Annotated in this window: 27 protein-coding genes and 2 tRNA genes; 20 read left to right on the forward strand and 9 right to left on the reverse strand. The window is 59.6% G+C overall.

All coding sequences use genetic code 11. From position 1 onward, the window contains the following. Window positions 1-128 precede the first annotated feature (128 nt). The 6 genes from gspE to ACYCZ5_RS00255 form a co-directional block, all read right to left on the reverse strand. Window positions 129-1,619 (reverse strand): type II secretion system ATPase GspE, encoded by a 1,491-nt coding sequence (gspE, locus tag ACYCZ5_RS00230; protein WP_461542758.1) that lies wholly within the window; start codon window positions 1,617-1,619, stop codon window positions 129-131. Then, window positions 1,616-3,631, reverse strand: coding sequence for a type II secretion system secretin GspD (gene gspD / locus ACYCZ5_RS00235; RefSeq protein ID WP_461542759.1), 2,016 nt, complete (start codon window positions 3,629-3,631; stop codon window positions 1,616-1,618). The genes gspE and gspD overlap by 4 nt, the downstream gene beginning before the upstream one ends. After that, window positions 3,628-4,155, reverse strand: a complete 528-nt coding sequence (locus tag ACYCZ5_RS00240; RefSeq protein WP_461542760.1) for a hypothetical protein — start codon at window positions 4,153-4,155, stop codon at window positions 3,628-3,630. Before ACYCZ5_RS00240 ends, gspD begins: the two co-directional genes overlap by 4 nt. Before the next feature lie 124 nt (window positions 4,156-4,279). Next, a complete protein-coding gene (locus ACYCZ5_RS00245) occupies window positions 4,280-5,023 on the reverse strand; it encodes a metal ABC transporter permease (protein WP_461542761.1) in 744 nt (247 codons plus the stop codon). Continuing rightward, window positions 5,020-5,916, reverse strand: a complete 897-nt coding sequence (locus ACYCZ5_RS00250; RefSeq protein WP_461542762.1) for a metal ABC transporter substrate-binding protein — start codon at window positions 5,914-5,916, stop codon at window positions 5,020-5,022. The genes ACYCZ5_RS00245 and ACYCZ5_RS00250 overlap by 4 nt, the downstream gene beginning before the upstream one ends. Window positions 5,917-5,925: 9 nt before the next feature. Next, window positions 5,926-7,113: a hypothetical protein gene (locus ACYCZ5_RS00255; RefSeq protein WP_461542763.1), complete on the reverse strand. Its 1,188-nt coding sequence runs from the start codon at window positions 7,111-7,113 to the stop codon at window positions 5,926-5,928. 14 nt (window positions 7,114-7,127) lie between these two features. Between ACYCZ5_RS00255 and ACYCZ5_RS00260 the strand changes: the two genes are divergently transcribed. Both ACYCZ5_RS00260 and ACYCZ5_RS00265 read left to right on the forward strand, forming a co-directional pair. Continuing rightward, complete coding sequence (locus tag ACYCZ5_RS00260; protein WP_461542764.1) at window positions 7,128-7,505, forward strand: hypothetical protein; 378 nt, start codon at window positions 7,128-7,130, stop codon at window positions 7,503-7,505. A gap of 116 nt (window positions 7,506-7,621) precedes the next feature. After that, the gene (locus ACYCZ5_RS00265) at window positions 7,622-10,399 is read left to right on the forward strand and encodes a sensor domain-containing diguanylate cyclase (RefSeq protein WP_461542765.1); all 2,778 of its coding nucleotides are present in this window, start codon (window positions 7,622-7,624) and stop codon (window positions 10,397-10,399) included. A gap of 14 nt (window positions 10,400-10,413) precedes the next feature. Here the strand turns inward: ACYCZ5_RS00265 and ACYCZ5_RS00270 are convergent, their stop codons facing one another. Beyond that, entirely contained in the window at window positions 10,414-11,280 is an 867-nt protein-coding gene (locus ACYCZ5_RS00270; RefSeq protein WP_461542766.1) for an energy transducer TonB, read from the reverse strand. After that, a complete protein-coding gene (locus ACYCZ5_RS00275) occupies window positions 11,277-13,124 on the reverse strand; it encodes a ribonuclease catalytic domain-containing protein (RefSeq protein ID WP_461542767.1) in 1,848 nt (615 codons plus the stop codon). The genes ACYCZ5_RS00270 and ACYCZ5_RS00275 overlap by 4 nt, the downstream gene beginning before the upstream one ends. 128 nt (window positions 13,125-13,252) lie before the next feature. Between ACYCZ5_RS00275 and ACYCZ5_RS00280 the strand changes: the two genes are divergently transcribed. Continuing rightward, entirely contained in the window at window positions 13,253-13,741 is a 489-nt protein-coding gene (locus ACYCZ5_RS00280) for an EF-hand domain-containing protein (RefSeq protein WP_461542768.1), read from the forward strand. A gap of 66 nt (window positions 13,742-13,807) precedes the next feature. Here ACYCZ5_RS00280 and ACYCZ5_RS00285 read toward each other — a convergent pair whose 3' ends face one another. Further along, the gene (locus ACYCZ5_RS00285; RefSeq protein ID WP_461542769.1) at window positions 13,808-14,125 is read right to left on the reverse strand and encodes a c-type cytochrome; all 318 of its coding nucleotides are present in this window, start codon (window positions 14,123-14,125) and stop codon (window positions 13,808-13,810) included. 154 nt (window positions 14,126-14,279) lie between these two features. Here ACYCZ5_RS00285 and ACYCZ5_RS00290 point away from each other — a divergent pair, with 154 nt between their 5' ends. The 17 genes from ACYCZ5_RS00290 (at window position 14,280) to ACYCZ5_RS00370 (ending at window position 25,924) form a co-directional block, all read left to right on the forward strand. Further along, on the forward strand, window positions 14,280-15,005 hold the full coding sequence (locus ACYCZ5_RS00290; protein ID WP_461542770.1) for a YebC/PmpR family DNA-binding transcriptional regulator: 726 nt from the start codon (window positions 14,280-14,282) through the stop codon (window positions 15,003-15,005). Further along, on the forward strand, window positions 15,005-15,526 hold the full coding sequence (ruvC, locus tag ACYCZ5_RS00295; protein ID WP_461542771.1) for a crossover junction endodeoxyribonuclease RuvC: 522 nt from the start codon (window positions 15,005-15,007) through the stop codon (window positions 15,524-15,526). Before ACYCZ5_RS00290 ends, ruvC begins: the two co-directional genes overlap by 1 nt. Next, on the forward strand, window positions 15,523-16,473 hold the full coding sequence (locus tag ACYCZ5_RS00300) for a UbiA family prenyltransferase (RefSeq protein ID WP_461542772.1): 951 nt from the start codon (window positions 15,523-15,525) through the stop codon (window positions 16,471-16,473). The genes ruvC and ACYCZ5_RS00300 overlap by 4 nt, the downstream gene beginning before the upstream one ends. Beyond that, on the forward strand, window positions 16,470-17,051 hold the full coding sequence (gene ruvA / locus ACYCZ5_RS00305) for a Holliday junction branch migration protein RuvA (protein ID WP_461542773.1): 582 nt from the start codon (window positions 16,470-16,472) through the stop codon (window positions 17,049-17,051). Before ACYCZ5_RS00300 ends, ruvA begins: the two co-directional genes overlap by 4 nt. Beyond that, window positions 17,048-18,100: a Holliday junction branch migration DNA helicase RuvB gene (gene ruvB, locus ACYCZ5_RS00310; protein ID WP_461542774.1), complete on the forward strand. Its 1,053-nt coding sequence runs from the start codon at window positions 17,048-17,050 to the stop codon at window positions 18,098-18,100. The genes ruvA and ruvB overlap by 4 nt, the downstream gene beginning before the upstream one ends. After that, a complete protein-coding gene (ybgC, locus tag ACYCZ5_RS00315; RefSeq protein WP_461542775.1) occupies window positions 18,093-18,500 on the forward strand; it encodes a tol-pal system-associated acyl-CoA thioesterase in 408 nt (135 codons plus the stop codon). The genes ruvB and ybgC overlap by 8 nt, the downstream gene beginning before the upstream one ends. A gap of 4 nt (window positions 18,501-18,504) precedes the next feature. Next, window positions 18,505-19,182: a protein TolQ gene (gene tolQ, locus ACYCZ5_RS00320; protein ID WP_461542776.1), complete on the forward strand. Its 678-nt coding sequence runs from the start codon at window positions 18,505-18,507 to the stop codon at window positions 19,180-19,182. A 65-nt stretch (window positions 19,183-19,247) separates the two neighbouring features. Further along, window positions 19,248-19,598 (forward strand): biopolymer transporter ExbD, encoded by a 351-nt coding sequence (locus ACYCZ5_RS00325; protein WP_461543344.1) that lies wholly within the window; start codon window positions 19,248-19,250, stop codon window positions 19,596-19,598. Continuing rightward, entirely contained in the window at window positions 19,595-20,299 is a 705-nt protein-coding gene (gene tolA / locus ACYCZ5_RS00330; protein WP_461542777.1) for a cell envelope integrity protein TolA, read from the forward strand. The genes ACYCZ5_RS00325 and tolA overlap by 4 nt, the downstream gene beginning before the upstream one ends. Before the next feature lie 3 nt (window positions 20,300-20,302). Continuing rightward, window positions 20,303-21,556 (forward strand): Tol-Pal system beta propeller repeat protein TolB, encoded by a 1,254-nt coding sequence (gene tolB, locus ACYCZ5_RS00335; protein WP_461542778.1) that lies wholly within the window; start codon window positions 20,303-20,305, stop codon window positions 21,554-21,556. A 23-nt stretch (window positions 21,557-21,579) separates the two neighbouring features. Then, on the forward strand, window positions 21,580-22,119 hold the full coding sequence (gene pal, locus ACYCZ5_RS00340; RefSeq protein ID WP_461542779.1) for a peptidoglycan-associated lipoprotein Pal: 540 nt from the start codon (window positions 21,580-21,582) through the stop codon (window positions 22,117-22,119). Between the two features lie 2 nt (window positions 22,120-22,121). Beyond that, the gene (ybgF, locus tag ACYCZ5_RS00345) at window positions 22,122-22,898 is read left to right on the forward strand and encodes a tol-pal system protein YbgF (protein WP_461542780.1); all 777 of its coding nucleotides are present in this window, start codon (window positions 22,122-22,124) and stop codon (window positions 22,896-22,898) included. A 13-nt stretch (window positions 22,899-22,911) separates the two neighbouring features. After that, on the forward strand, window positions 22,912-23,568 hold the full coding sequence (queE, locus tag ACYCZ5_RS00350; RefSeq protein WP_461542781.1) for a 7-carboxy-7-deazaguanine synthase QueE: 657 nt from the start codon (window positions 22,912-22,914) through the stop codon (window positions 23,566-23,568). Then, a complete protein-coding gene (gene queC / locus ACYCZ5_RS00355; RefSeq protein ID WP_461542782.1) occupies window positions 23,565-24,245 on the forward strand; it encodes a 7-cyano-7-deazaguanine synthase QueC in 681 nt (226 codons plus the stop codon). The genes queE and queC overlap by 4 nt, the downstream gene beginning before the upstream one ends. A gap of 61 nt (window positions 24,246-24,306) precedes the next feature. Then, window positions 24,307-24,382: transfer RNA gene (locus ACYCZ5_RS00360), tRNA-Lys, on the forward strand. A 15-nt stretch (window positions 24,383-24,397) separates the two neighbouring features. Then, window positions 24,398-24,473 (forward strand) — tRNA-Thr (locus ACYCZ5_RS00365). A gap of 176 nt (window positions 24,474-24,649) precedes the next feature. Continuing rightward, window positions 24,650-25,924, forward strand: a complete 1,275-nt coding sequence (locus ACYCZ5_RS00370) for a tyrosine-type recombinase/integrase (RefSeq protein ID WP_461542783.1) — start codon at window positions 24,650-24,652, stop codon at window positions 25,922-25,924. Window positions 25,925-25,945: the final 21 nt, after the last annotated feature.

Below are 25,945 nucleotides of genomic sequence, written 5' to 3' on the forward strand. Positions count from 1 at the left end.
CAAAAGAAAATCCAGCCACAGAGAACGCAGAGCGCACAGGGAGTGAGGTGGTGTGCACACGGCTTCGGTGATTTGAATCGGCTTTCTCTGTGATCTCTGTGCCCTCTGTGGCTAATTGGGGGGTGTTGTCAATCCCGTGTCACGCGGATAACTTCTTCCATCGATGTGTCGCCCGACATGACCCAGCGCAAACCATCTTCGCGCAGATTCTTCATGCCCTGCTGCACGGCGTATTCGCGCAAGTGTTGTTCGCTTTCGCGCGCGTGGATCATGCTGCGCAATCCCTCATCCACTTCAAGTAACTCATAGATTCCGGTGCGGCCGCGATAGCCGGTGTCGTTGCAGCGAGAGCAGCCGGTGGGGCGATACAGCACGTCGGGTTTTCCAAGGCCGGCAAGCAGTTCGATTTCAACCTCATCCGGCGCATAGGCAACGCGGCACTCTGGGCACAGGCGGCGCACCAGCCGTTGCGCCAGCACGCCGACGATGCTGGAAGACAGCAGGAAAGGCTCCACACCCATGTCGGTGAGGCGGGTGACGGCGCTCACGGTGTCGTTGGTGTGCAATGTGGCCAGCACCAGGTGGCCGGTAAGGCTGGACTGCACGGCAGTCTGTGCGGTCTCCAGATCGCGGATCTCTCCGATCATGATCACATCCGGGTCCTGGCGCAGGATGGCGCGCAGCGCGCGTGCGAAAGTCATTTCGATGCGCGGGTTGACCTGCGTCTGGCTGATTCCGTCCAAGTCGTATTCCACCGGGTCTTCCACGGTCATCACGTTGGTGGTGGTGGCATCGATACATGCCAGCGCGGCATATAAGGTGGTGGTCTTGCCCGAGCCGGTTGGGCCGGTGACCAGCACGATGCCGTGCGGTTGTTTGGTGAGGCGTAGCATGGACGCGAGGGCCGCTGCGCTCATGCCGAGTTTGGTCAGGTCGAGGCGTCCTGCTTCCTTGTCCAGCAGGCGCATCACCACGCGCTCGCCGTGTCCGGTGGGCAAGGTCGAGACGCGCACATCGACGGGGTGGCCCGCGAGGCGCAGGGCGATGCGACCGTCCTGCGGTAGACGCTTCTCGGCGATGTCCAGATCTGCCATCACTTTGATGCGTGACACCAGCGCGGCATGCAGCGCGCGGTGCGGTTCGGCGATGTCTTTGAGCGTGCCGTCGAGGCGGAAGCGTACGACGGAGCGCGTCTCGAACGGCTCGATGTGGATGTCGGAGGCATTGTCGCGCACGGCCTGCGCCAGCAGTGCATTGATCATGCGTATCACCGGCGCGTCGTCTTTGGACTCAAGCAGGTCCGCCAACTTCGGCAGGTCGTTCAGCAGCATGGTGATGTCCATTTCCTGTTCTGCATCATCAAGCAATGTGGCAGTTGAATCTTCCGCCTGCGCGTAGGCTTTGCCGAGGATGAGCTCGAAATCTCCCGCTTCGAGCAACGTGGCTTCAAGCGGTAGCGCCAGTTGACGCATCACTTCAGCGACAGCTTCCGGTCTTGCATCGATGCGTACTGCCAGTGTGGCCAGATCGTTGCAGTCGGTCAGCACCACACCCTGCGATTTGGCGAAGCTATAGGGCAGGCGGCGTGCGGCGCGGCGGTTGATTGCGGGCTGGGTCATGGCTGAGTTGCGGCGGCAGTCGAGGATGCCGGGCTGATAGAGTCGAAAACGCTATCCACTTTGAGCGACGGCATCGCTTCGGTGTCGTCGTTCGGCAACATCCAGTGGTTGCCCAAACGAGCATCTTCACGTGTCTTGCCTATCTGTTCATAGCGTTCCTCGGACAACCTTCGAGTGGCATCCGCCTGATACATGATGTAGGGACGGATGAACACCATCAGGTTGGTTTTGGAACGCTGCCGCGTCTCGTAGCGGAACAGGTTGCCCAGCAAGGGGATGTCGCCAAGGATGGGGGTCTTGCTTTGCACGTTGTTGATCGAATCCTGTATCAAGCCGCCCAGTACCACGATCTGGTTCTCGTCGACCAGCACGCTGGATTCGATCGAGCGCTTGTTGGTGATGGGACCGGTGGCGGAAGTGAGCGAGGAAGAGAGCACGCTGGATACTTCCTGGTAGACCTGCAGTCTCACCGTGCCGCCCTGCATGATCTGCGGTTTGATCCGCAGCGTGAGACCTACGTCTTTGCGCTCTATGGTCTGGAACGGGTTGGCTGCGGTGCTGCTGGAGCCGGTGTTGGTATAGGAGCCGGTGATGAACGGGACGTTCTGGCCGACCACGATCCTGGCTTCCTCATTATCCAGCGTCATCAGGTTGGGGGCGGACAGGATGTTGGCGTTGGTGTCGGTCTCCAGTGCACGCGCCAGCATGCCGAGATTGAGGATCTGCGTGCCATCCAGCAGGGTGGTCGTGCCCTTCACGATGCCGACGTTCAATCCTTGTCCGACGGTGGTGATGTTCGCCGAAGCACCCATGATGTTGTTGGCTGTGCCGAAGTTGGTGCCGCCGATGATGTTGGAACCGGACTTGTTGATGCCGTTGATGCTTTGCCATTGCACGCCGAACTCGGCCGCCTTGTCGGCGGTGACTTCCACGATGAGTGCTTCGACGAACACTTGCGGGCGGCGCACATCCAGTTTTTCGATGACAGAACGGATGTTGTTATAGACCGGTTCGGAAGCGGTGATGATCAGTGTGTTGGTGGCGGCATCCGCCTGCACCATGCCGCCGCTGTCTGCTGTGATCGCCGCATTGGCTTGCGCGGTGCCGGGTGCGGAGGGTGCGGCTGCGGCAGTCGCCGTACCGTTCAGGATCGCATTCAGTGTCTGTGCCAGCTTGGGCGCTTCGGCATTCTTCAGCGCCACGACATGGATGTTGCCGGGCACACTGGAATCACTGTCCAGACTCGCAACCAGTTGCTTCACGCGCTGGATGCGCCCCGGATTGTCCGAACGCAGCAGTAGTGCATTGGTGCGGCTGTCGGCGGTCAGTACGAAACGCTGGTTGTCGTCGCCGAGTTGGGGGGCGGTCGCTTCCGGCATCAGCTTGTTGATGAGGTTGGCCAGGTCGATGGCGGAGGCATGCTTCACCGGAATGACCAGCGGCATGTCATTACCCGCTCTGTCGATGGAATCGATCAGCTTTTCGATGCGGCGGATGCTGCTGGCATAGTCGGTGACGACCAGCGCGTTGCTGGCCGGATAAGCCACCACGACATTATTTGGCGCGATCATCGGGCGCACCACACTGACCAGTTGCGAGGCCGATTCGTTCTTCAGTATGAATACGCGCGTGACCAGTATGTCGCCCTTGCCATGCGGCGATGCGAGTGTGTCCACGTGCATCTTTGCATCGGCTTCCGGGATGATCTTGGTGATGCCGGAAGATTCAACGGACGCATAACCCTGCATCCGCAACGCGGAGAGCAGGATGTCATAGGCCAGCGACGGAGAGACCGGTGTGGACGAGACGATATTGATGGTGCCTTTTACGCGCTGGTCGACGAGGAAGTTCTTGCCGGAGATCTGCGAGATGGCACGGATGACTTCCTGAATATCGGCGTTCACGAAATTGAGCGAAACCGGTTCTTCGTTCTGTGCCGCATGAGCTGGCAGTGCGCAGCAGAGCGCGATGCCGACGGCCAGCAGCAGTTGACGGATGAAGCGTGTGATCAAGGCGATCCCCTAAGATTGTTTTGCAAAATTTGTCTCATCATGAGCTGTTGTTCCGGAGCCAACCCTTCCATCAGTGGTGCGTTCGTAGTGGCCTGCCGATCCTCCGGTGCCATGAGTGCCGACGGTGCAGCAGAAGTGATGCCGTCTGTTGCAGATGCCGCAGAAAGATCGACACGCTGTGTGATGCCGTTGCGTTCAAGGACCACATGGTCGGCGTGTGTCTCGATCAGGCGGATACCCGGCACCACTTCGCTTCCCAGTCCCACACCCCGCTGCCCAGCAGGTGTCTGCATCACGGCAAAACCGCGTGTGCCGTGCGCGAAGATTCCGACTGGCCGGATGCCGTCCAGTGAGGAAGTCGCGGTGGAGGATGCGTTCTCCGAACCGAACAATTGGCCTGTGCGATCAGACGACGGGATGGCTGTATTGCCGGGAAGTGCGCGTTCGGCAGGCGCAAATAGCACCCATGCATGCTGTGCCAGCAACGATGCCGCCAGCAATCCCCCCCATAACGGCCAGTTCATCCAGAGCCGGGTGGGGGCTGCTAAGACTTTTCTACCCAAAGACATGCTCAATTACCTATTTCGAGGGCGGATATCGCCCGCCTCTAGAGACCAGGAGGCAGGCAGGACGGACTATGCAGGGAGGTCAGGCGCGCGTATGTACGGTAAGCAACACAGCACCGCACAAGGCCATAGCCCATACGATGGCCGCACCCGCTGGCAAGTCGAACCATATCGAGAGCAGCAGGCCGAGCGCATAGCCCGCGATGCCGACGGCAAAGGCATGGCGCATGCGTTGTGTGGAGAGGCGATGCGTCGCCAGCGCGGGCACGATCAGGCTGGCGAACACGAGATAGATGCCGACCAGTTGCACCGAGGCGGTGATGGCGAGGGCGAACAGTGCGTAGAAGCTGAACTCGCCGAGACGTTGGCGGAACAGTCGCCAGACAACGAGCAGCGCGGCACTGAGCAGTGCGGTGGCGATGAGTTGTTGCCCATCCACCCACAGGATCTGCCCGACCAGCAGGTCGCGCAGATGTTCGCCCGCATGCACGTCGCGGCTCAGCAGCAGGATGCCGAGGCTGGCGGCGAGCACGAAGGTGAGCCCGATGGCGGCCTCTTTCACCTGCGGCACGCTGCGCTCTATCCAGGCCAGCAATGCGGCACCGCACAAGGCACTGCTCGCGGCGACCAATTGCACCAGCAGCGGCTGTCCCAGCAATCCCAACAGCTCGGCGATGATCACGCCCAGTCCGGCGATCTGCGCCACCGCGAGGTCGGCAAAGATCACGCCGCGCTGCAGGATGCGCATGCCGAACGGGATGTGCGTGGCCAGCACCAGCAGACCGGCGAGGAAGGCGGGCAGCAGGATGTCGAGTTCGATGTTCATTGCGCTCCTTTCAGCAGGCGGGCGAGCGTGTTATCGAACAATCCGTACAGGTCTTGTGCGGCATCGCTGCCACCCACGGTGTAGGGCAGTTCCACGGCGGCGATAGTCGCGCGTTGCGTGATCCATGCCGAGGGGCGTTCACTCTGGTAGGCGGCGCGCAGCACCATCTTGGCGGGATGTCGCTGCAAAGTGTCCAGCACCTGCGACAGCCAGGCGGCGCTGGGTTCCATGCCGGGCTTGGGTTCCAGCACCGCTACTTCGTACAGTCCCAGCCAGTCGGACAGGTAGGGGAAGCCCTTGTGTTGCACCACGACGGCGACACCCTTGAGTGGGGCAGCTTGCTTCTCCCAGCGCGCCAGTGCGGCACGCCATCTCTGTTCGAACGCGCCCAGTCGTTGTTGATAGAACGCCTTGTTGACCGGATCTTGTTGCATCAGCTTCTGTGCGAGTGCGCTGGCGATGGGCAGGAAGTTGCGCGCGTCGGTCTGGATGTGCGGATTGCCTAGCGTGTGCACATCGCCATCGCCGCGATCCAAGTGGGTCGGCACTTCCAGCATGTGCACCGCCAAAGCGGCTTCGAAATAACCGTCGCCGCCGGGCTGCACCCTGGCGTTGCCCGATTCGCGCAGCACCACCGGCAGCCAGGCCATCTCCAGCTCCGCACCGGTGCATACCACCAGATCGGCGCGGCGTGCCTTGGCGATCAGGCTGGGGCGTGCTTCGACGCGGTGCGGGTCCTGCAAAGCACCCGTCGCGGTGTAGATATTGGCTTGGTCTCCGGCCAGCTCTTGCGTGAGCGCCGCCCATTCAGGTTCGCAGGCGAACACGTTGAGAGCGGCGTGCGAGAGGCTGCTGGATGACAGCAAAACGAGAGAGAAGATCATCTTGTACATGGCGTGCTCCTAGTAGCTGTGCGCGCCATGCGCACCCAGACTCATGAGGTATTGCACGAACAGTTGATTGTCCGGCAAGCCTTGGCGCGCGCTGTCATGCGCCAGTTGCAAACGAATGCGTGAGAACTCGCTGGCGCTGTAGTCCAGCATGAAAGTGGTGCGGCTGGGTTGGAAGGCGTAGTCGGCGATGACGTTGCCAGCGTTCGTAGTGCCCACGCTGGCGATGCCGGGGTCTAGCCGGTCGTAGCGCAGCGCGCTGCGCCATTGCGGCATGAACTGATACATACCTTGCACATACCAGCCGCTTTGCGTGATGGCATAGCTGTCGGTGATGTTCGCGCCGGCGGTGTCGTAGCTCAACTCGCCACTCTCGCTGCGGCGGAAATATTCACCTTGCAGCTTCAGGTAACTTTCCTTGAGGTTGCCGTGCGGTGCGTATTTCCACACCAGGTCAAGACCGGCGGTGCGGCTGTTACCAGTGAAGGCGGTGCTCACGCTGTTGCCGTTCAGGTCCGGCACATCGTCGCTGCCGCGTTCGACAGCGCGCGTGCGGTGCAGGGAGAATCCCGCGCGCCAACTCTGTTCGATACCGATGTCGTCGCCGATGTGTGCGAACAGCACGCCCGCACCGCTGCCGTTCTTGGCCCGTTCCGTGCCGGGGAAGCCGCGACCTTTTGCTGCTTCGACACCGAGTTCGATGAACATCTCGGTCGGTGCCAGCCATTTCAATTGCACACCATCCTCACCCAGCTGGTTCTCCCACAACGCGGCATACACCAGCGGCTGATCGACGAAGTCCCAGGCATGCGCATGCTGCTCATTGAGATAGCCGAGACCGGAGAAATAGCGGCCGAACTTCAGCTTGAGGCCGTCGCCGAGCGATGTGGTCTGCACATAGGCGTTCTCGACGCTGACGCCGCCGGCCGGGTCGAGCGCGAGCGTGGCCACGCCGCGAAACTGCGGGTCGATATTGGCGGAGATGCCCATCTCCGACTCGCCGAGGTTGAAGCCCTGCTCGTGCACCGGGTTGGGGTTCATGGCGAAGCCGGTGGCTGGCGTCGCCGGGTCTTGTTGCAGGCTGCCGTAAGTGCCGGACAGGATGAGCGAGAACGCCGGATTGAAAGCGGATTCGTTGCCTGCGGCGTAAGCGGATTGGCATAGCAGCATCGCGCTGCACAGGCCGAATATTTTGAACATGGTTCACTCCTTGAATGGATAGACATTCCTCGCTGCATCATGCGGCGAGGGCAGATCGGGATTCAGGCGGAGCGGGGTGGGGCGCGAGCGGCGAATGCCGCAATGGTGAGGGTGTGAGGATCGCTGCGGGTGCGTTGGTATGCCGACGTGCACGACGCAAGGAGATCGAAATGCACGGTGCTGCTGCCGACTGCACTGCCGACCTGCGCATAGCCGGCGCACAGTTCGCACTGCGAGTCGTGCGGCAGGGATTGATCCTGGGATTGCTCGGCCAGCGCGTGCGCGATCGCGTGCGTGGCCGCCCCCTGCTGGACGAACAGCAGGGCGAGGGAGAGGAGCAGCGGCTGGAGCAGGCGGAACGTATTCATAACGGCTGGCACCATAGCAAATAGGCGGGGCGACCACAATGCGGTACAAGGGTGATGCAGTTGCATTTGCCGAGCATATAATCAACATATGTCGCATGCATGAATAGAATAACTCAGCGATTCCCGGAGGAGGGAGAGGCATGGCGCAAAACGCGTCTTACACTTCACAGTCGGTCGAACAGGCACTGGGCATGCGCTTCGTGTCCAAGCATGCCAGCATGGCATGGCTACTGTTGCTGGTCGGGCTGTTTGCGACCTCGTATGCTGTTTATGTCGCCAAGTCCGACATCGAGCAGTCGGCGATGCGAGATTTCGCCGCCGAGGCGGAGGAGGTCAGACTGAAGGTGGAAGCGCGCCTGCAGGCGCACAAGCAGGTGCTGCTGGGCGGTGCCGCGATGTTCGATGCGTCGGATTTCGTGTCGCGCGAGGAGTGGCGTGTCTATGCCAAACGGGTGCGTATCGACGAGCATTTCAACGGCATCCAGGGGCTGGGCTACGCGCAGGTCATCCTGCCCGCGCAACTGCCTGCCCATGTCGCGGCCGTCCGCAAGCAGGGCTTCCCGCAATACAGCTTGTATCCTTCTGGCCAGCGCGAGCTATACACCACCATCCTCTATCTTGAACCGTTCCAGGGCCGCAACCTGCGCGCCTTCGGCTATGACATGTATTCCGATCCGGTGCGCCGTGCGGCGATGGCGCAGGCGCGCGACGATCATACGGTCGCCTTGTCCGGCAAGGTCACGCTGGTGCAGGAGACTGACCGGGATGTGCAGGCCGGCACGCTGATGTATGCGCCGGTGTATCGCAACGGAGCTCTGCTGGATACCGTGCAACAACGCCGTGCCGCATTGCGGGGCTGGGTGTACAGCCCTTTCCGCATGAACGACCTGCTGGATGGTGTGCTGGCGCGCTGGGATGATCACACCATCCAGCATATCCATATGCAGGTCTATGACGGTGCGGCCGTGGATCCAGCTGCCTTGCTGTATGACAGCCGTCCCGGTCTCTCCAACCCGCAGCCGCTGTTCGGCGTCGTTCAGCATATCGATTTCAGCGGCAGGGTGTGGACGCTGAATTTCGAACAGCACGGCGGTGATCTGACCGGTCTGGATTACAGCAAGGCTTGGGGCTATATGTGGTTCGGGTTGGGGATGAGCCTGCTGATGTTCTTCCTGGCACTGTCTTGGTTCAATACGCGGCGCAATGCCGCGCTCATTGCGGCCGAATTGACGGCGGCCTTGCGTATAAAGGATCTGTCACTGAATGCGGCAGCGAACGCGGTGCTCATCACTGACCGGGACGGTCGCATCGAATGGGCGAACCATGCATTCGAGACGCTGAGCGGCTACGGTGTGGACGAGGCGGTCGGCCGCACGCCCAAGGAGCTGGTGCGTTCCGGAAGGCAGGATCAGGCGTTCTACGACCGGATGTGGCAGACCATACGCGCCGGGCGCATCTGGCATGGTGAACTGGTCAATCGCCGCCAGGACGGCACGCTGTACGACGAGGAAATGACCATCACGCCGGTGTCGGGCGAGGGCGGTGAAATCACGCATTTCATCGCGGTGAAACAGGACATCACCGCGCGCAAACAGGCCGAGGCGCAACTGCGCGAATTGAACCGTGATTTCGTGTCGTTCCTGGAGAACACCACGGATTTCGTGTATTTCAAAGATAGGGACAGCCGTTTCCGCTTCTGCAGCCAGACACTGGCAAAGATCACCGGGCATGCGAACTGGCGCAACATGATCGGCAAGCATGATCGCGAAGTGTTCCCGCCGGATACCGCACAGATATACATCGAGGAAGAGCTGCCGGTATTCCGCACAGGCAAGGCGTTACTGAACAAGATCGCCCCGTATTACGACGAGTCCGGACGCAAAGGCTGGGTACTGACCAACAAGTGGCCGTTGTTCGACACGGACGGCAAGACGGTGATCGGTATCTTCGGCGTCAGCCGCGATGTGTCGGCGATGGTGGAAGCGCAGAACGCCCTGCGGGAGAGCGAGAACCGTTTCCGTACGCTGGCCGACAGCGTGCCGGTGATGATCTGGATCGCCGGTGCGGACAAGGGATGTACCTACTTCAATCAGGTCTGGCTGGCGTTCACTGGGCGCCAGTTTGAGCAGGAACTGGGTGACGGATGGTTGGATAGCGTGCACGAGGAGGACCGCCTGCGCTGCCTGGATACCTATGCCTCAGCCTTCGAGGCACGGCAGCCATTCACCATGGAATATCGCCTGCGCCGACACGATGGCGAATACCGCTGGATCATCGATCATGGCGTGCCCAACCATGATGCGGCAGGCGGATTCATCGGCTATATCGGCTCCTGCCTGGACATCAGCGACCGTCATGAGATGGAGACGCTGATCCGGCAGATGGCGTTCTATGATGTGCTGACGCGCTTGCCCAACCGGCGTTTGCTGAATGACCGCCTGCAGCAGGCGATGGCTGCCAGTGCACGCAGCGGGCGTTATGGCGCGCTGATGTTCCTCGATCTGGATAATTTCAAACCGCTCAACGACCAGCATGGCCACGACATGGGCGATCTGCTGCTAGCTGAAGTGGCGCGGCGCATCACCGCTTGTGTGCGCAGGACGGACACCGTCGCCAGACTGGGCGGCGACGAATTCGTGGTGGTGCTGAGCGAACTGGAAGGGGATCGTTCATCGGCCATGCAGCAGGCTCTGCTGGTGGCGGAGAAGGTCCGCGCTGCGCTGGCCGATCCCTATCTGCTGCAGATGCGGTTGCCATCGGGAGAGACGAGGGAAGTCGAGCATTTCTGTACTTCCAGCATCGGTCTGTTGCTGTTCGGTGCAAACGAGACTGGTGTCGATGAATTGCTCAAGCAGGCCGATACAGCGATGTATCACGCCAAGCAGGCGGGACGCAACCGGGTGTATGCAGATGAATAAGCGCAGGCGCGCGACTATTTCGCTTCAAGCCGGTCGCTGGTGGTGAACGTCCAGGTGCGGGTGATGCCCAGCACGTCGACTTCCTTGCTGATGTTGGGCGGGAAGGGCGCGTAGGGGCCAGCGAGTTTGACGATGCGCTGGGCGGCGGCATCAAGGATGCGATGACCGGAAGTGCGATTGATCTCGATGTTCTCCACACTGCCGTCGGAACGGATGTTCACCGTCAGCGTGAGGCTGCCGTAGAGTTTTTGGCGTCGTGCGGCTTCGGGATAGTTCAGGTTGCCGATGCGTTCGACCTTGGCGCGCCAGTCTTCGACATATTGCGCGTATTTGTATTCCTCGGTGCGCGCGCCGATGAATTTGCGCTTGGGCAGTTTCTCATAGAGATTGATGTTCTTGCTGATCTCGGCTTCCAGTCGCGCGATCTCCAGTGAACGCTGCACCAAATCTTCGCCGCTCTTGCTGCTGTCCTGGGGCTTGGGTGCCTGCTTTTGCTGCTCCACCCGATAGTCGCTCTTGCCACGGGTGAGTAGCGATTTCACTTCCTGTTCGAGTGCCTTGACCCGTTTGGCAGCCTGCTCCGGTGTGTAGCGTGTGTCGTTGCTGACCACCGGGAACGGTGTTCCCGCGCGCATATCCTCCGGCGTGTTGCCGCCGCCGTCCAGATTGCTCTGCGCATAGGCATTGGCCTTGGTCGGTTTGTTGCGCGACTGGCTGTTGACCAGCGTGACTTCAAGCGGCTCCAGCCGTTTCGCCAGTGTCTTGGCATCCGGCACGGTGAAGGTGATGCCAAATAATACGAAAGCATGCAGCAGCAATGAAAAGCCTGTCGCGAACGAGAGGCGTTCGCGCAGCAAAGCCATGAGCAGGTAGCTCTTCATGCCTCACCGGCAGCGACCGCGACGGGCCGCGCTTCGAAGTTGAGGTCGAGCAGATCGACGGAAACGATCTCCAGTGTCACTTGTGTATTGGCTGCAGTCTCAGGCAGCGCGGAAACGCGCCCGACCAGCGGGATGTCCACGAACTTGACCAGGTTCTCGCGCAACACAACGGCATCAAGCTGCGCAATGTGCTCTTGCTGCAGCCAGCGCAGGCACCAGTAACGTTCCATGTTGCGCTGGAACTCGTTGTAGGTGGTGTAGGCGGCATCGAAATCGCGCAGGATGGCGAACAGTGCGGTGTCGTTCTTCGCGTAGGCGGGTTCTTCGCCGCGTAGCACGCTCATGATCTGGCGCTGGTTCACCAGATCGACATAACGGCGCAGCGGCGAGCTGGACCAGGCGTAATGCGCCACGCCCAAGCCCTGATGCGGCGCGGCGACGGTGCTCATTTTCACCTTGCCGTTGTTCTGTGTGCGATAGATGCCGGCGACACTGTTGTCATCCAGCAACTTCCCCCAACTGCTGTTGGCGAGGATCATCAACTCCGACACCACCTTGTCGATGGGCGAACCGCGCAGGCGGTGGCCGATGGTGATGCGGTCGTTCTCGACGTTGAAGATGTAGTCGATCTGCTGCTGATTGGTGTCAGACGACTTGCCGCGACCGGCTTCCAGCTTGTTGGCGAAGTCCCACAGCAGCTCCAGCTCGGGGCCGTAGGCGTAGTCGAACTGGCGTGCGGCCACGGATCCGTCGTTGAACAGAGGTTCCAGCGTGTCATGGCGCAGGTTGGCGGCGATGTGCAGGCGCTCGATGCGGCTATCGCTGCTCACGATCTCCAGTGCTTCGTTCACTTCGACATATAAAGACAGCGCGGGGCAGACCTTGTCCGCGCACAGCGTGAACGCTTGCACCACGTTGTCCGGCAGCATGGTGATCTTGTCGCCCGGCATGTACACGGTGGACATGCGCTGCGCGGCGATGGCGTCGATGTCCGAACCCGGCGCGATGCCGAGTGCGGGGGCAGCGATGTGGATGCCGATGCGGCGGTTGCCGTTCGAAAGTGTCTCGACAGAGAAGGCATCGTCAATCTCGGTGGTGGCGGCATCGTCGATGCTGAAGGCGTTGACTGTCGCTTTGGGCAGTTCGGGATGCTCTTCAACAGTCACCTCGGGGAAGCCGGTGCCGCGCGGGAAGTTCTCGAACAGGAACTTGTTCAGGTGGAAATCGTGCGAAGAGGGCAGCGCGCCGCACTTTTCCAGCAGGTGCGGGACGGAAAGATGCGTGGCGGCACAAGCCGCTTCCAGCGCTTTGACCTCGAGGGTGTTGCGATCCGGTTGGTACAGGATCGCTTTGAGTTTGTCGGCGAATTCGGCAGGCAATTTGAATTGCGTGAGTTCATCCGTATAGCGCGCTTGCAGTTCGGCCTGAATGCGCTTCTTCTCCACACTGGCCAATGCCGCTTTCAGCGCGTCGGGCGGGGCGGCTTTATAGCGTCCCTTGCCCTTCTTGTAGAAGTGCATGGGTGAGCCATGCAGACGGATCAGCGCACCGGCAGCCTCGATCGGCGTGGGCTTATGTCCATAGTAATCTTGTGCCAATTCCTCGAAGGCGAACTCATCCGACGGGCAAGCTTCCCACAGGAAATCGAGATCGATATCGTTGGCAGCTTGATCTGCCTTTGCCATGAATTCACTCAGGCTGGGCTGTTCAAAGCGCAGCATGACATTGGCGGCTTTGATCTTGCAGCGTTTTCCGTGGAGGTTCTCGACCTGCAGGGAGGAGGTGTTATCGGTCATGATGCTGCCGACCTTGAAACTGCCGTCTTCTTCGTAGAATATGTTCATGGGGGAGTACAGAAAAGATTGCGGAGATTATAACCTGCCGTCCGGCGGCGAACTTCCATCCTGTTCGTCTGTCCATGAACCCGGCGCCAGTATGCGGGCGTATCCATCAATCACATCAGGAGAACAGTATGAAGAAAATAATGGCATTGATCGCGGCGGGCGGACTGATGGCGATCACCCAGCAAGCCTCAGCCTGTCCCGGCAAGGCGCACGGTCAGAACGATGCCTGCCCGAAGGGGGGCGGCATGGTGCAGCAGATGGACAAGGATGGCGACGGTGCTGTCAGCAAGAAGGAATTCAATGCCTTCCATGCGGAACGATTCAAGGACATGGACAGCAACAAGGACGGCAAGATTAGTAGCGAAGAGATGGAAGGATTGCATCAAGGGATGCGCGGGCAGATGAAAAGCATGGGCAATATGAGCATCGAACAGCATTTTGATGCGGCCGATACCGACCATGACGGTGCCTTGAGCAAGGAAGAGGCTGAAAAGGGGATGCCTATCCTGTTTGCTCGTTTCGATGAGAACGATGCCAACAAGGACGGCAAGATCACCAAGGATGAAGTGATGCGCGATTCGCGTCCCATGCGCGGGCCGGGCATGATGCGCAACTGATTCAGATCCACTTGCACCATAGCAAAGGGCCGGTATTAACCGGCCCTTTTTTGTGCGGCTAAAGACTTATTTGGCGGCGAGGATGTGTGCCACCATGGCCTTGATGTCCTCATCGGATGCCTTGGCCGGTGTGGCCGGCATCGGCATGGTGCCGAAGCTGCCTGCGCCACCTACGCGCACCTTCTTCTCCAGCTTGGCAGCAGCGCCGGCATCGCCAGCGTACTTTGCCGCGATCGCCTTGACCGACGGGCCGACCGTCTTCTTGTCCATTTGATGGCAGGTGCCGCAGTTGTTCTTCTTCATCAGCGTTTCGCCGTCATCGGCCAGGACCGGTGCCGACAACATCAAACCAGCGGTCAGCATCAGTGCGTGTTGGACTTTCATGATCAACTCCTTCAGGTGGTTAACAAAACTATTGCAGGCATTCTACTCCCGATTTTTTTTGGCGGGGAAGCGCTATTGCGAATAGCGCAGCATTTGGGTCGGACAAGGAGCAGGTGTTACCATGCGCGCGGCAAATTCAGCATAAGGAAGCAACATGGCAGGACACAGTAAATGGGCGAACATCCAGCACCGCAAAGGGCGTCAGGACGCCAAGCGCGGCCAGATATTCACGCGCCTGATCAAGGAGATCACCGTTGCGGCCAAACTTGGCGGCAGTGACCCGGACACCAATCCGCGCCTGCGTCTGGCGATGGAGAAGGCTTACGACCAGAACATGCCCAAAGACAACGTCGAGCGCGCCATCAAGCGCGGCGCGGGCGAACTGGAAGGCGTGGACTACATGGAACTGCGCTACGAGGGCTACGGCATCAACGGCGCGGCGGTGATGGTCGATTGCATGACCGACAACAAGACGCGCACCGTGGCCGACGTGCGCCATGCATTTACCAAATACGGCGGCAACCTGGGCACCGACGGTTCGGTGGCGTTCCTGTTCAAGCATTGCGGCCAGATGATCTTCGCGCCCGGCACCGACGAGGATGCGCTGATGGAAGTGGCGCTGGACGCGGGGGCGGAAGACATCGTCAGCAACGACGACGGCAGTATCGAGGTCATCACCTCGCCCAACGATTTCGTGGCGGTGAAGCAGCGACTGGAAGGCGCCGGCTTCAAGCCTGAGATGGGCGAGGTCACCATGAAGCCGGAGAACGAGATCAGTTTCACCGGCGACGATGCGGTGAAGATGCAGAAGCTGCTGGATGCGCTAGAAGACCTTGGCGATGTGCAGGAGGTCTACACCAATGCGGTGATAGAGGACTGATGCGCATCCTCGGCATCGATCCCGGCCTGCGTATCACCGGTTTCGGGCTGATCGATAAAGAAGGCCAGAAGTTGCATTACGTCGCCAGCGGCTGCATCAAGACCCCCGCTGGAGAGTTGCCGGAAAGATTGAAAGTCATCCTGTCCTCGCTGGGGGAGGTCATCGCACTGCATCAGCCGGAACTGGCGGCGGTGGAGAAGGTGTTCGTGAACGTGAACCCCCAATCGACCCTGCTGCTCGGGCAGGCGCGTGGCGCGGCGATCTGTGCGGCAGTGCAAGCAGGGCTGCCGGTGGCGGAGTACACGGCACTGCAGATCAAACAGGCGGTGGCCGGTAACGGCCACGCCGACAAGGAACAAGTACAGGCGATGGTGCAGCGATTGTTGAACTTGTCCGGCCCCCCCAGTCCGGACGCGGCGGATGCGTTGGCTTGTGCCATCTGTCATGCACACGGTGGTCTGGGCGGATTGGGTGCACACGGGACCAAGGGATATCGAGTACGGGGAGGAAGACTGGTATGACGCAACCGCTGGAACCGACGCTGGAGTTGTTCGCCAACCCTGCGGCACGCTATTTTGCCGCGACCCGTCCGGCATTCCTGAGCGCCAGTCTGATGGCATGCCTGATCGGGCTGGCCATCGCCTGGCACGGCGGTCTGGCTTTCGATATCCCGCTGGCATTGGTCACTTTGCTGTTTGCGCTGTTGGCGCATGCAGGGGTGAACGTGCTCAATGATTACTACGATGCGCTCAACGGCACTGACGCGCAGAACACCGACCGCATCTTTCCTTTCACCGGCGGCAGCCGTTTCATCCAGAACGGTGTGCTGAGCCTTGCACAGACACGCAATTTCGGTTTTGCCTTGATGGCGGGTGTGGTCGCAGCCGGGCTGTGGCTGATGGCGCGCACCGATGCGCAACTGATGTATGTCGGGCTGGCGGGGTTGTTCATCGGCTGGGCCTACTCCGCGCCGCCGTTCAAACTGGTCGGTCGTGGTCTGGGAGAGTTCTGTGTGACGGCGGGCATCCTGTCGATCACGGTCGGCGCGGATTTCGTGCAGCGCAAAGGCTTCGATGCGGCACCTTTCGTGGCGGGGCTGTCATATGCCTTGCTGACCGCCAATCTGCTCTATATCAACCAGTTCCCGGATCGGGCGGCCGATACCGCAGCGGGTAAATTGCACTGGGTGGCCCGGCTGGAAGTAAGCAAGGCGCGCTGGGGCTATGTGCTGATCGTGGCGCTGGCTTATATATGGCTGCTGGCAAGTGTGCTGGTCGGCTGGTTGCCGCTGTTGGCGTTGTTGGCGTTGTTCGCTTTGCCGCTGAGCATCAAGGCTGCACGCGAATTGCTGCGTCACGCCGCGCAGCCACAACGATTGGCCGATGCGATCAAACTCACCATTGCCGCGATGATGGCGCATGGTGCGCTGCTGTCGCTGGCATTGATATTCAGTAAAGGGAACACATGATCGGAAGACTGAGCGGCACGCTGCTGGAGAAGAATCCGCCGCAGATATTGCTGGACGTGCAGGGTGTCGGCTACGAGGTGGATGTGCCGATGAGCACGTTCTACAACCTGCCTGGGCTGAATGAAAAAGTGGTGCTGCATACCGAGTTCATCGTGCGCGAGGACGCGCATCTGCTGTTCGGCTTCCTCACGACCGAAGAGCGCATCGTATTCCGCCAGTTGCTGAAGATCAGCGGTGTCGGCCCCAAGCTGGCCTTGTCGGTGCTGTCCGGTTTGAGCATGAGCGATCTGGCCACAGCAGTGGCGAACAAGGATGCGACGCGTCTGACCAAGATCCCTGGCGTGGGCAAGAAGACCGCCGAGCGATTGTTGCTGGAACTGCAAGGCAAGTTCGTGGCGAGTGTTGGCGGCGCTTCACCATCGGTGGCGCTGGAGTCGGCAGGCAATGACATCGTCAATGCCTTGCTGGGACTGGGCTACAAGGACAAAGAGGCGGAATGGGCGGCCAAGCAACTGCCCAAGGAGGTCGGACTCTCGGACGGTATCCGCCAGGCGCTTAAGTTATTATCCAAGGCATGATCCAGCACGACGACCTTACCGCGCCACCGCGCATCATCTCCGCTGCGCCAGCCTCTCCGCAGGAAGAGGCGCTGGAACGCGCGCTGCGTCCCAAGCAGCTCGACGAATATGTCGGGCAGGAGAAGATACGCGGGCAGCTGGAGATATTCATCCAGGCTGCGAAGAAGCGCAAAGAACCGCTCGACCATGTGCTGCTGTTCGGCCCGCCGGGGCTTGGCAAGACCACCTTGGCACAGATCATCGCGCGCGAGATGGGCGTGAACATTCGCCACACCTCCGGCCCTGTGCTGGAACGTGCCGGTGACCTGGCCGCGCTGCTGACCAATCTTGAGCCGCACGACGTATTGTTCATCGATGAGATCCATCGTTTGTCCCCCGTAGTGGAAGAGATCCTCTATCCCGCGCTGGAGGATTACCAGATCGACATCATGATCGGCGAAGGGCCCGGCGCACGCTCGGTGAAGATTGATCTGCCGCCGTTCACGCTGGTGGGCGCGACCACCCGTGCGGGCATGCTCACCAATCCGCTGCGCGACCGCTTTGGTATCGTGGCGCGACTGGAATTCTATACGCCGCAGGAATTGCAGCGCATCGTCACGCGTTCTTCCGGCCTGCTCGAATTGCCCATCTCGCCGGATGGTGCGCTGGAGATCGCCAAACGTTCGCGCGGTACGCCGCGTATCGCCAATCGCTTGCTGCGACGCGTGCGCGACTACGCCGATGTGCGCGCCGACGGCAACGCCACGCGCGAAGTGGCGGATGCCGCGCTGACCATGCTGGATGTGGATTCGCGCGGGCTAGATGTGATGGACAGAAAGCTGCTGCAGACCGTGATCGAGAAGTTCATGGGCGGGCCGGTCGGCGTGGACAACCTCGCCGCCGCCATCGGTGAAGAGCGCGACACCATTGAAGATGTGCTGGAACCTTATTTGATCCAGCAGGGTTATCTGCAGCGCACGCCCCGCGGCCGCGTGGCGACAGCGAATGCCTACGAGCATTTCGGCCTGACCGTGGTGAAGCGCGGCAACAAGGAGTTGTGGGATGAGTAAGTCGCACAAGCCTTTCGCCTGGCCGGTGCGGGTGTATTACCAGGATACGGACGCGGGTGGCGTGGTGTATCACACCAACTATGTGAACTTTATGGAGCGCGCGCGGACTGAGTGGTTGCGCAGCTTCGGTCACAGTAACGCCGGACTGATGAAAGAGTTGGGTGTGATGTTCGTGGTGCGTTCGATCAAGATCGATTATCTCAAGCCTGCCTTGTTGGACGATATGCTGTCCGTGACGGCCCATCTCACCAAGGTAGGTCGCAGCCAGATGACACTGGCGCAGGAAGTCAAACGCGGGGAAGAAGTGCTGACGCAAGCCGATGTGCATCTGGTTTGCGTGGGTAAAGACAGTTTCAAGCCGGTCAGTGTGCCGGAAATGTTACGTAAACAATGGGATTGAATTCATGGATCTGATACGGGACTTGTCTCTGGTGCAACTTGTCGGCAATGCCAGTCTGCTGGTGCAGCTGGTGATGGGTTTGCTGTTGGGTGTGTCGCTGATGTCGTGGTGGTACATCTTCCTCAAGATGTTCGCTGTGCGCGCGGCGAAGTCGCATACACAAGAGTTCGAAGACGCTTTCTGGGGCAACCCGAATCTGGTGGCTCTGTACCAGCAAGCAGGCAGCAAGTTGCGCCATGATCAGGGTGCGCTGGAACATATCTTCGCCGCCGGTTTCGCCGAGTTCGTCAAATTGAAGAAGACGCATGGCGTGGACAGCGCGGCACTGATGGAAGGCACGCGCCGGGCGATGCGCGCGCGCTATCAGCGTGAGATGGATCATCTGGAATCGCATCTGTCATTCCTTGCGACGGTTGGTTCGGTCAGCCCCTATATCGGTCTGTTGGGTACGGTGTGGGGCATCATGAACGCATTCCGTGGTTTGTCCAGCGTGGGTCAGGCGACATTGGCGCAAGTGGCGCCCGGCATCGCCGAGGCGCTGGTGGCGACGGCGATGGGCTTGTTCGCAGCGATCCCAGCCGTGGTGGCGTACAACCGTTATGTGCATGACGTGGCGCGGCTGTCGTCGCGCTTCGAAAGCTTCATCGAAGAATTCTCCAACGTGTTGCAGAGGCAGCCGTGAGCTACACACGGCGCACGTCCCACCGCCCGTTGAGTCAGATCAATGTAGTGCCCTATATCGATGTGATGCTGGTGCTGCTGGTGATATTCATGGTCACGGCGCCGATGATGAATCCCGGTCAGATCGAGCTGCCCAGTGTGGGGAAATCTTCGCCGCCGCCCGTCGCACCGCTGGAGGTGATGATCAAGAAAGACTCGACACTGGTGCTGCGTGACCACACGCAAGGCGGTGTCGAGAAGCCGGTTTCGGCTACAGAGTTGGCGGCGCTGATCAAGCAGAAACTCGCCGGGAATCCGGAGCAGTCGGTGGTTATTTCCGCCGACAAGAAGATCCGCTACGAGGAAGTCATCAATGTGATGGATATGCTGCAGCAGCAGAACGTCAAGAAAGTCGGACTGCTCACCAAGGTGCGATGAGCGCGACACTCCGCTACCGTGAGCCCTATCGTTTTTCGGCCGGCATGCTGGCTATGGTGGTGCACGTGGCGTTCTTTGCCATGCTAATGATGGGCGTGCGCTGGCAGACCCACCAACCGGATCGCTTCTCGGTGGAATTGTGGGATAGCCTGCCGGTGCAGCAGCCGACCGAGGAACCGACACAGGAGGTTGTGGCGCCCAAGCAGGCAGTCGAGCCTGCTTCAAATCGCCCGGCTGCACCGCAAAAGGCCGATATCGAACTGCGAGACAAGAAGGTGAGCAAGCCGCAGCCCAGTGCTAAAGAGTTGCGTCAAAAGAAGTTGCGCGAAGAGCAGCGCATGATGGAAGCGTATGTCGAGAAGCAGCGCCTGGCAGAGCGCGAGAGGGTGCGTGCGGAAGTGCTTGCTGCCACATCGGCCGAGATGGGGCGATATCAGGACATGATACGCAGCAAGATCAGGCACAACATCGTGATGCCGCCCGATGTGCAGCCACAGGCATCGGCCTTTTTCAAAGTGACCCTGTTGCCGGATGGTTCGGTGTTGGATGCGGTATTGCTGAAGAGTAGTGGCAATGCGGCGTACGACGAGGCGACCGAGCGCGCCATCTACAAGGCACAACCTTTGCCGATACCGTCTGACCCAGTGCTGAAGAAGCGCTTTCGCGAAATAAACCTGACCATCAGGCCGGAGGATAGATAAAGAATGAGACGCTGGATATTGTTGTGTTTTTCGTTTTTCGTGGTGCCGGCACATGCTGTGCTGAATATCGAGATCACCGGTGCGGGTGAGCATCAGACGCCGGTTTCGCTGGTGCGTTTTGCCGGGGATGCTGCGACTGCCCAAGGGCTGCTGGATATCGTGGGCAGTGATCTGATCCGTACCGGTCTGTTCAAACTGGTTGATCCGGCGGGGAAGACGCCGCATGAGCCGCGCGATATCCGGCCCTCCGAGTGGGTCGGCGTGGAAGCGGTACTCATCGGCAGCATCCAGTCGATGGATGACGGCAAAGTCGCGGTCAAATTCCGGTTGTTGGATCTGGTGCGCAATGCCGAACTGTTGTCGCAGGTGGTGACGGCCAAGGAGGATCAGGTACGTGCGATCGGACACCGCATCGCCGATATGGTGTATGAGCGTTTGACAGGCAGTCCCGGGGTGTTCAGTACGCGCATCGCCTATGTCAGCCGGGATGAGGGTGTCTATCGTCTGGTAGTGGCAGATAGCGACGGCGATAACGAACAGGCGCTGCTTACCTCCAAAGAGCCCATCATGTCGCCTTCCTGGTCGCCGGACGGCAGGCAGATTGCCTACGTCAGTTTCGAGAAGCGGCGTGCCATGGTCTATGTGCAATCACTGTCCTCGCGCAAACGTACTTTGATCGCCGATTTCCCCGGCAGCAACAGTGCGCCGGCGTGGTCGCCGGATGGCACGCAGATCGCTATGGTGCTGACGCGCGATGGCGAATCGCAGATATACCTTGCCAACAGCAACGGCGGCCGCCTGCGCCGTATCACCTATAGCGATGCGATCGATACCGAGCCTTCCTTTTCGCCGGATGGGCAATCGCTACTTTTCACCTCGGATCGCGGCGGCAGTCCGCAGATATATCGTGTGTCGATCGAAGGCGGGAGTGTTGAGCGGCTGACCTTCGAATCGGGCAACGCCTTCTCGCCGCGCTTTCATCCGGATGGAAAGAGTTTTGTGTTTGCACATTTTGGCGATGGGGTCTTTCATATCGCGGTGCATGATCTGGAAAGCAGGCAAACGCAGATACTTACAGCGGGTGGTTGGGAGAAAAAACCAAGTTTTGCGCCCAACGGCAAGATGATCCTGTTTGCAACCGAGGTACAGGGTCGTGGTATATTGGCGACCGTGTCAAGCGATGGTCGCGTGAAGCAAAAGATGGTTGCCCAGCGCGGTGATATCCGTGAGCCGATGTGGGGCCCGTTCCTGAAGTAGATAATTGAGAAGGAGTATGCGAGATGAAGAAACTGATCCTCAGTGTGTTGTTGTTGAACCTGCTGGCTGCTTGTAGCAGCAATCCGCCGAAAGAAGAGGTCGCAGAACCTGCAACTACTTCCGCCGCTACTACTGAAGCGCCTGCTGCAGATGCTCAGGCTGCTACTGCTACCGATGCTCAGGCTGCTGCAGATGCCCAAGCCGCTGCCGATGCACAAGCTGCCTTGATGGAAAAGAACAGCGTGTACTTCCCGTTCGATGTGGATGCCGTGCAGGATGCGGACCGCGAGACCATCATGAATCATGCTGAATATCTGGCAAGCCACCCCGATGCCAAGGTGCGTGTAGAAGGCAACGCTGACGAGCGCGGCAGCAGCGAGTACAACCTCGGCCTGGGTCAACGTCGTGCCAAGAACACCAAGCGTGCCTTGGTGTTGGGCGGCGCTTCGGATTCCCAGATCGAAACAGTCAGCTACGGCGAAGAGAAGCCGCGTTGCAGCGAGCATAACGAAGCTTGCTGGGCGCAGAATCGTCGCGCAGACATCAACTACAGCGCGCAGTAAGCGTGAAGATCACAGCCTCCCGCTTGTTGGGTGGTCTGTTGCTGGTGTGCAGCCCCGCTTATGCGGGGCTGTTCGCTGATGACGACGCCCGGAAGCTGATCCAGAAGTTGGAGGCGCGCGTTGTGTCGTTGGAGAAGCAGCTTGTTGAAGTAGAGCTGCAGAACAAACTTGCAGTGCGCTCCCTGCTCGGCTTGCAGATGCAGCTTGAGATGCAGTCCAGCGAGATGCGCAAGCAGCGCGGTCTGTTCGAAGAGTTCGGGCATGCTCAACAAGAAGCCGAGAAGCGCCAGAAGGACTTCTACATCGATCTTGATTCCCGCTTGAGGCAGATGGAGGCGGGCGGTACTGGCGGGGCATCCCGCATGGCCGCCACGCCTGCAGATGGGGGGGCTGTCGATGGCCAGTCGGGCGAGAATCGCGCATTCGAGACGGCCTACGGCTTCTATCGGGCAGAGAGTTATCGCGAGGCGGCACTCGCCTTCCGTGATTTCTTGCGCCAGTACCCGCAGTCTGTGCATGAAGCCAATGTGTATTACTGGCTGGGGAATGCGAATTTCCTCTCGAGGGAATATGCAGGTAGCTTCGCCGCTTACAAGAATCTGCTGAGCAAGTATCCCGACCACCCGCGCGCGCCCGAGGCCATGCTGAATATGGCGGAATGTCAGTTGTCACTCAAGAAAAGAACTGCTGCGCGCAGTACATTGAAGAATCTCATCTCCCAGTTCCCGGGCAGCGATGCTTCGGACAAAGCCAAGAAACGTCTGGCTACCTTAAAGTAATCCGCTGTAGTTCATGAAACCCGATTCAGGCAGTACGCTGCGCATCAGCGAAATCTTCTTCTCATTGCAAGGCGAGAGTTCCCGTATCGGCTTGCCGACCGTGTTCGTGCGGCTTACCGGCTGTCCGTTGCGCTGCGGATACTGTGACAGTGCGCACGCATTCAGTGGCGGGAAAAGTATGTCCGTACAGGAGATATTGCACGCCGTGGAAAAATACGGTGCACATTATGTCTGTGTCACCGGCGGTGAGCCGCTGGCGCAGAAGAACAGCCTGCCCCTGTTGCGTGCCTTGTGCGATGGCGGCTATGCGGTGTCGCTGGAGACCAGCGGTGCGGTGGATGTCAGCGGTGTGGATACGCGTGTGGTGAAGGTGCTTGATATCAAGACGCCGGGCTCCGGTGAGGCGCGCAAGAACCTCTGGGAGAATCTTGTGCACCTCACCGGTAAAGACGAGATCAAGTTCGTGTTGTGCGACGAGGCGGATTATCAGTGGGCGAAGCAGGTCCTGATCGAGCGGGACCTGGCGCATCGTTGCGAAGTCCTGTTCTCGCCGGTCCATGACGGATTGGCTGCACGCGATCTGGCGGAATGGATATTGCGCGATCGTTTGCCGGTGCGTATGCAGGTGCAATTGCACAAGGTATTGTGGGGTAATGAGGTGGGGCGTTGAGCGATAAACGAGCGGTGGTGTTGTTGTCGGGCGGGCTGGATTCGGCCACGGTGCTGGCGCAAGCGCGTGCGCAGGGTTTTCAGTGCCATGCCCTGAGCGTCGATTACGGCCAGCGCCATCATGCGGAGCTTGCGGCTGCACAACGTGTCGCCTCCGGTCTGGGGGCGACTGCGCACCGGGTTATCAATATCGACCTGACGGCATTCGGAGGCTCGGCCCTGACCGATGCCAGCATCGCAGTCCCCGAGACGGCTACAAGCGGGATCCCGCTGACCTACGTGCCGGCGCGCAACACCATCATGTTGTCATTGGCGTTGGCCTGGGCTGAAGTGCTGCAGGCACAGGATATCTTTATCGGTGTGAATGCCGTGGATTATTCCGGCTACCCGGATTGCCGCCCTGAATTCGTCGAGGCGTTCGAGCGCATGGCGAATCTGGCGACCAAGGCTGCAGTCGAAGGCAAAGCTTTGACATTGCACGCGCCGCTGTTGCATCTGAGCAAGGCGGAGATCATTCGGTTGGGTATGCAACTCGGCGTCGATTACGCGATGACCGTTTCGTGTTATCAGGCGGACGAGTCGGGGCGTGCCTGTGGCCGCTGTGATTCATGCCGTTTGCGACAAGAAGGATTCCGCGCGGCACAAGTAGACGACCCGACTCATTATCAAAATGCATAAATCGCATTTGATGCTTTGACTCTGGAGTGCAAACCCGTATAATGCGCGCTCTCTTTTTACCGGGTCGGTAGCTCAGCCGGTAGAGCAGCGGACTTTTAATCCGTTGGTCCCGAGTTCGAATCTCGGCCGACCCACCAGTTTCATGATTTACCGCCGCTTTAGCTCAGTTGGTAGAGCAACCGCCTTGTAAGCGGTAGGTCGTCAGTTCGAATCCGACAAGCGGCACCAATTTGCAGTATTGCCCCGTCTAGCGGGGTACACGAAACCCGCACAGAGCCTAGCTTTCTGCGGGTTTTTTGTTTCACCCCGTCTTTTCCCATCTATTGTAATCGCGTACAGAGTGGGGGTATATTTCGAGACAGATACCCCCAACACGTAAATTTGTACCCCCAATGAGGTGCGCGATGAAGCTAACAGACACGGCAATCAAGAAAGCGAAGCTCGAAGCCAAGCCTTATAAACTGGCTGATGGCGGCGGATTGTTCCTATTGGTGCAACCCAACGGCGCAAAGTATTGGCGGCTGAAGTATCGCTATGCAGGTAAAGAGAAGTTGTTGGCCTTGGGGGTATATCCAGACGTAACCCTTAAAGATGCACGCGGGCGGCGCGATGAGGCGCGCAAGCTGTTAGCCAATGGCAGCGACCCCAGTGCAGTGAAGCGAACCCAAAAGCGGCAAGAGAAAGTCTCAGCGGCTAATTCTTTCGAGGCAATCGCCCGCGAGTTTCATACGATGAAGTCACCGATCTGGACAGAGCATCACGCTACCGACTGGATCAACACCCTAGAGCGCGAAGCTTTTCCAAAATTCGGAAGCCGCCCGATTATCGAAATTGAAGCGCCGGACGTGCTGGACGTATTGCGAGGCATAGAGGCGCGTGGAGCTTTCGAGGTGAGGGGAAGGGTATTACAGCGGGTGCGTGCTGTGTTCGCTTATGCTATTGCCAGCGGAAGGGCACGCCACAACCCAGCGGCGGAATTGCGCGGCGCACTCGCGCCACGTCCCAAGGTGCAGCACTTCGCGGCCTTGTCTGAAAAAGAGATGCCGGAATTTCTGCGCGCCCTGACCGATTACCAGCAACGCGCTAAGTCTAGCCCTGTCGTGTTTGCTGCCACTCGCTTGCTGGCCTTAACCTTTGTCCGCACAGGCGAGGTGCGAGGTGCGCAGTGGAGCGAGTTTGATTTAGTCGAAGGGGTGTGGACTATCCCCGCCGAACGCATGAAAGCCCGCGCACCGCACACTGTCCCGTTATCGCGGCAGGCACTGGAAGTTATACGCGCACTGCAACCCCTTACAGGCCACCTCCCGACCTTGTTCCCTAGTCGCAATGGTAAGGGGGCGGTAATCAGCGAAAACACCGTGCTGAAGGTTATAGAGAATGTCGGCTACAAAGGCCGCATGACTGGGCACGGCTTCCGTTCTGTTGCGTCAACCTATCTCAACAACTTGGGCACGATCCGCCCCGACATGATCGAAGCGCAACTAGCGCACGGCGATAAAGACCAAGTGCGCGCTGCTTACAATCGAGCGGACTACAGGGAGTACCGCACCGCCATGATGCAATTCTGGGCGGACACGCTGGACAAGATGGAGCAAGGCGGCAAGCTGCCGAAATGGTCGGAGTATGAACCGTATGGGGCGAACTATCGGACGGCGGAAGTAATACCTTTACGTGCCTGATTAAAGCAATTTTCTACAACC

The sequence above is a fragment of the Sideroxydans sp. genome, assembly GCF_054604835.1.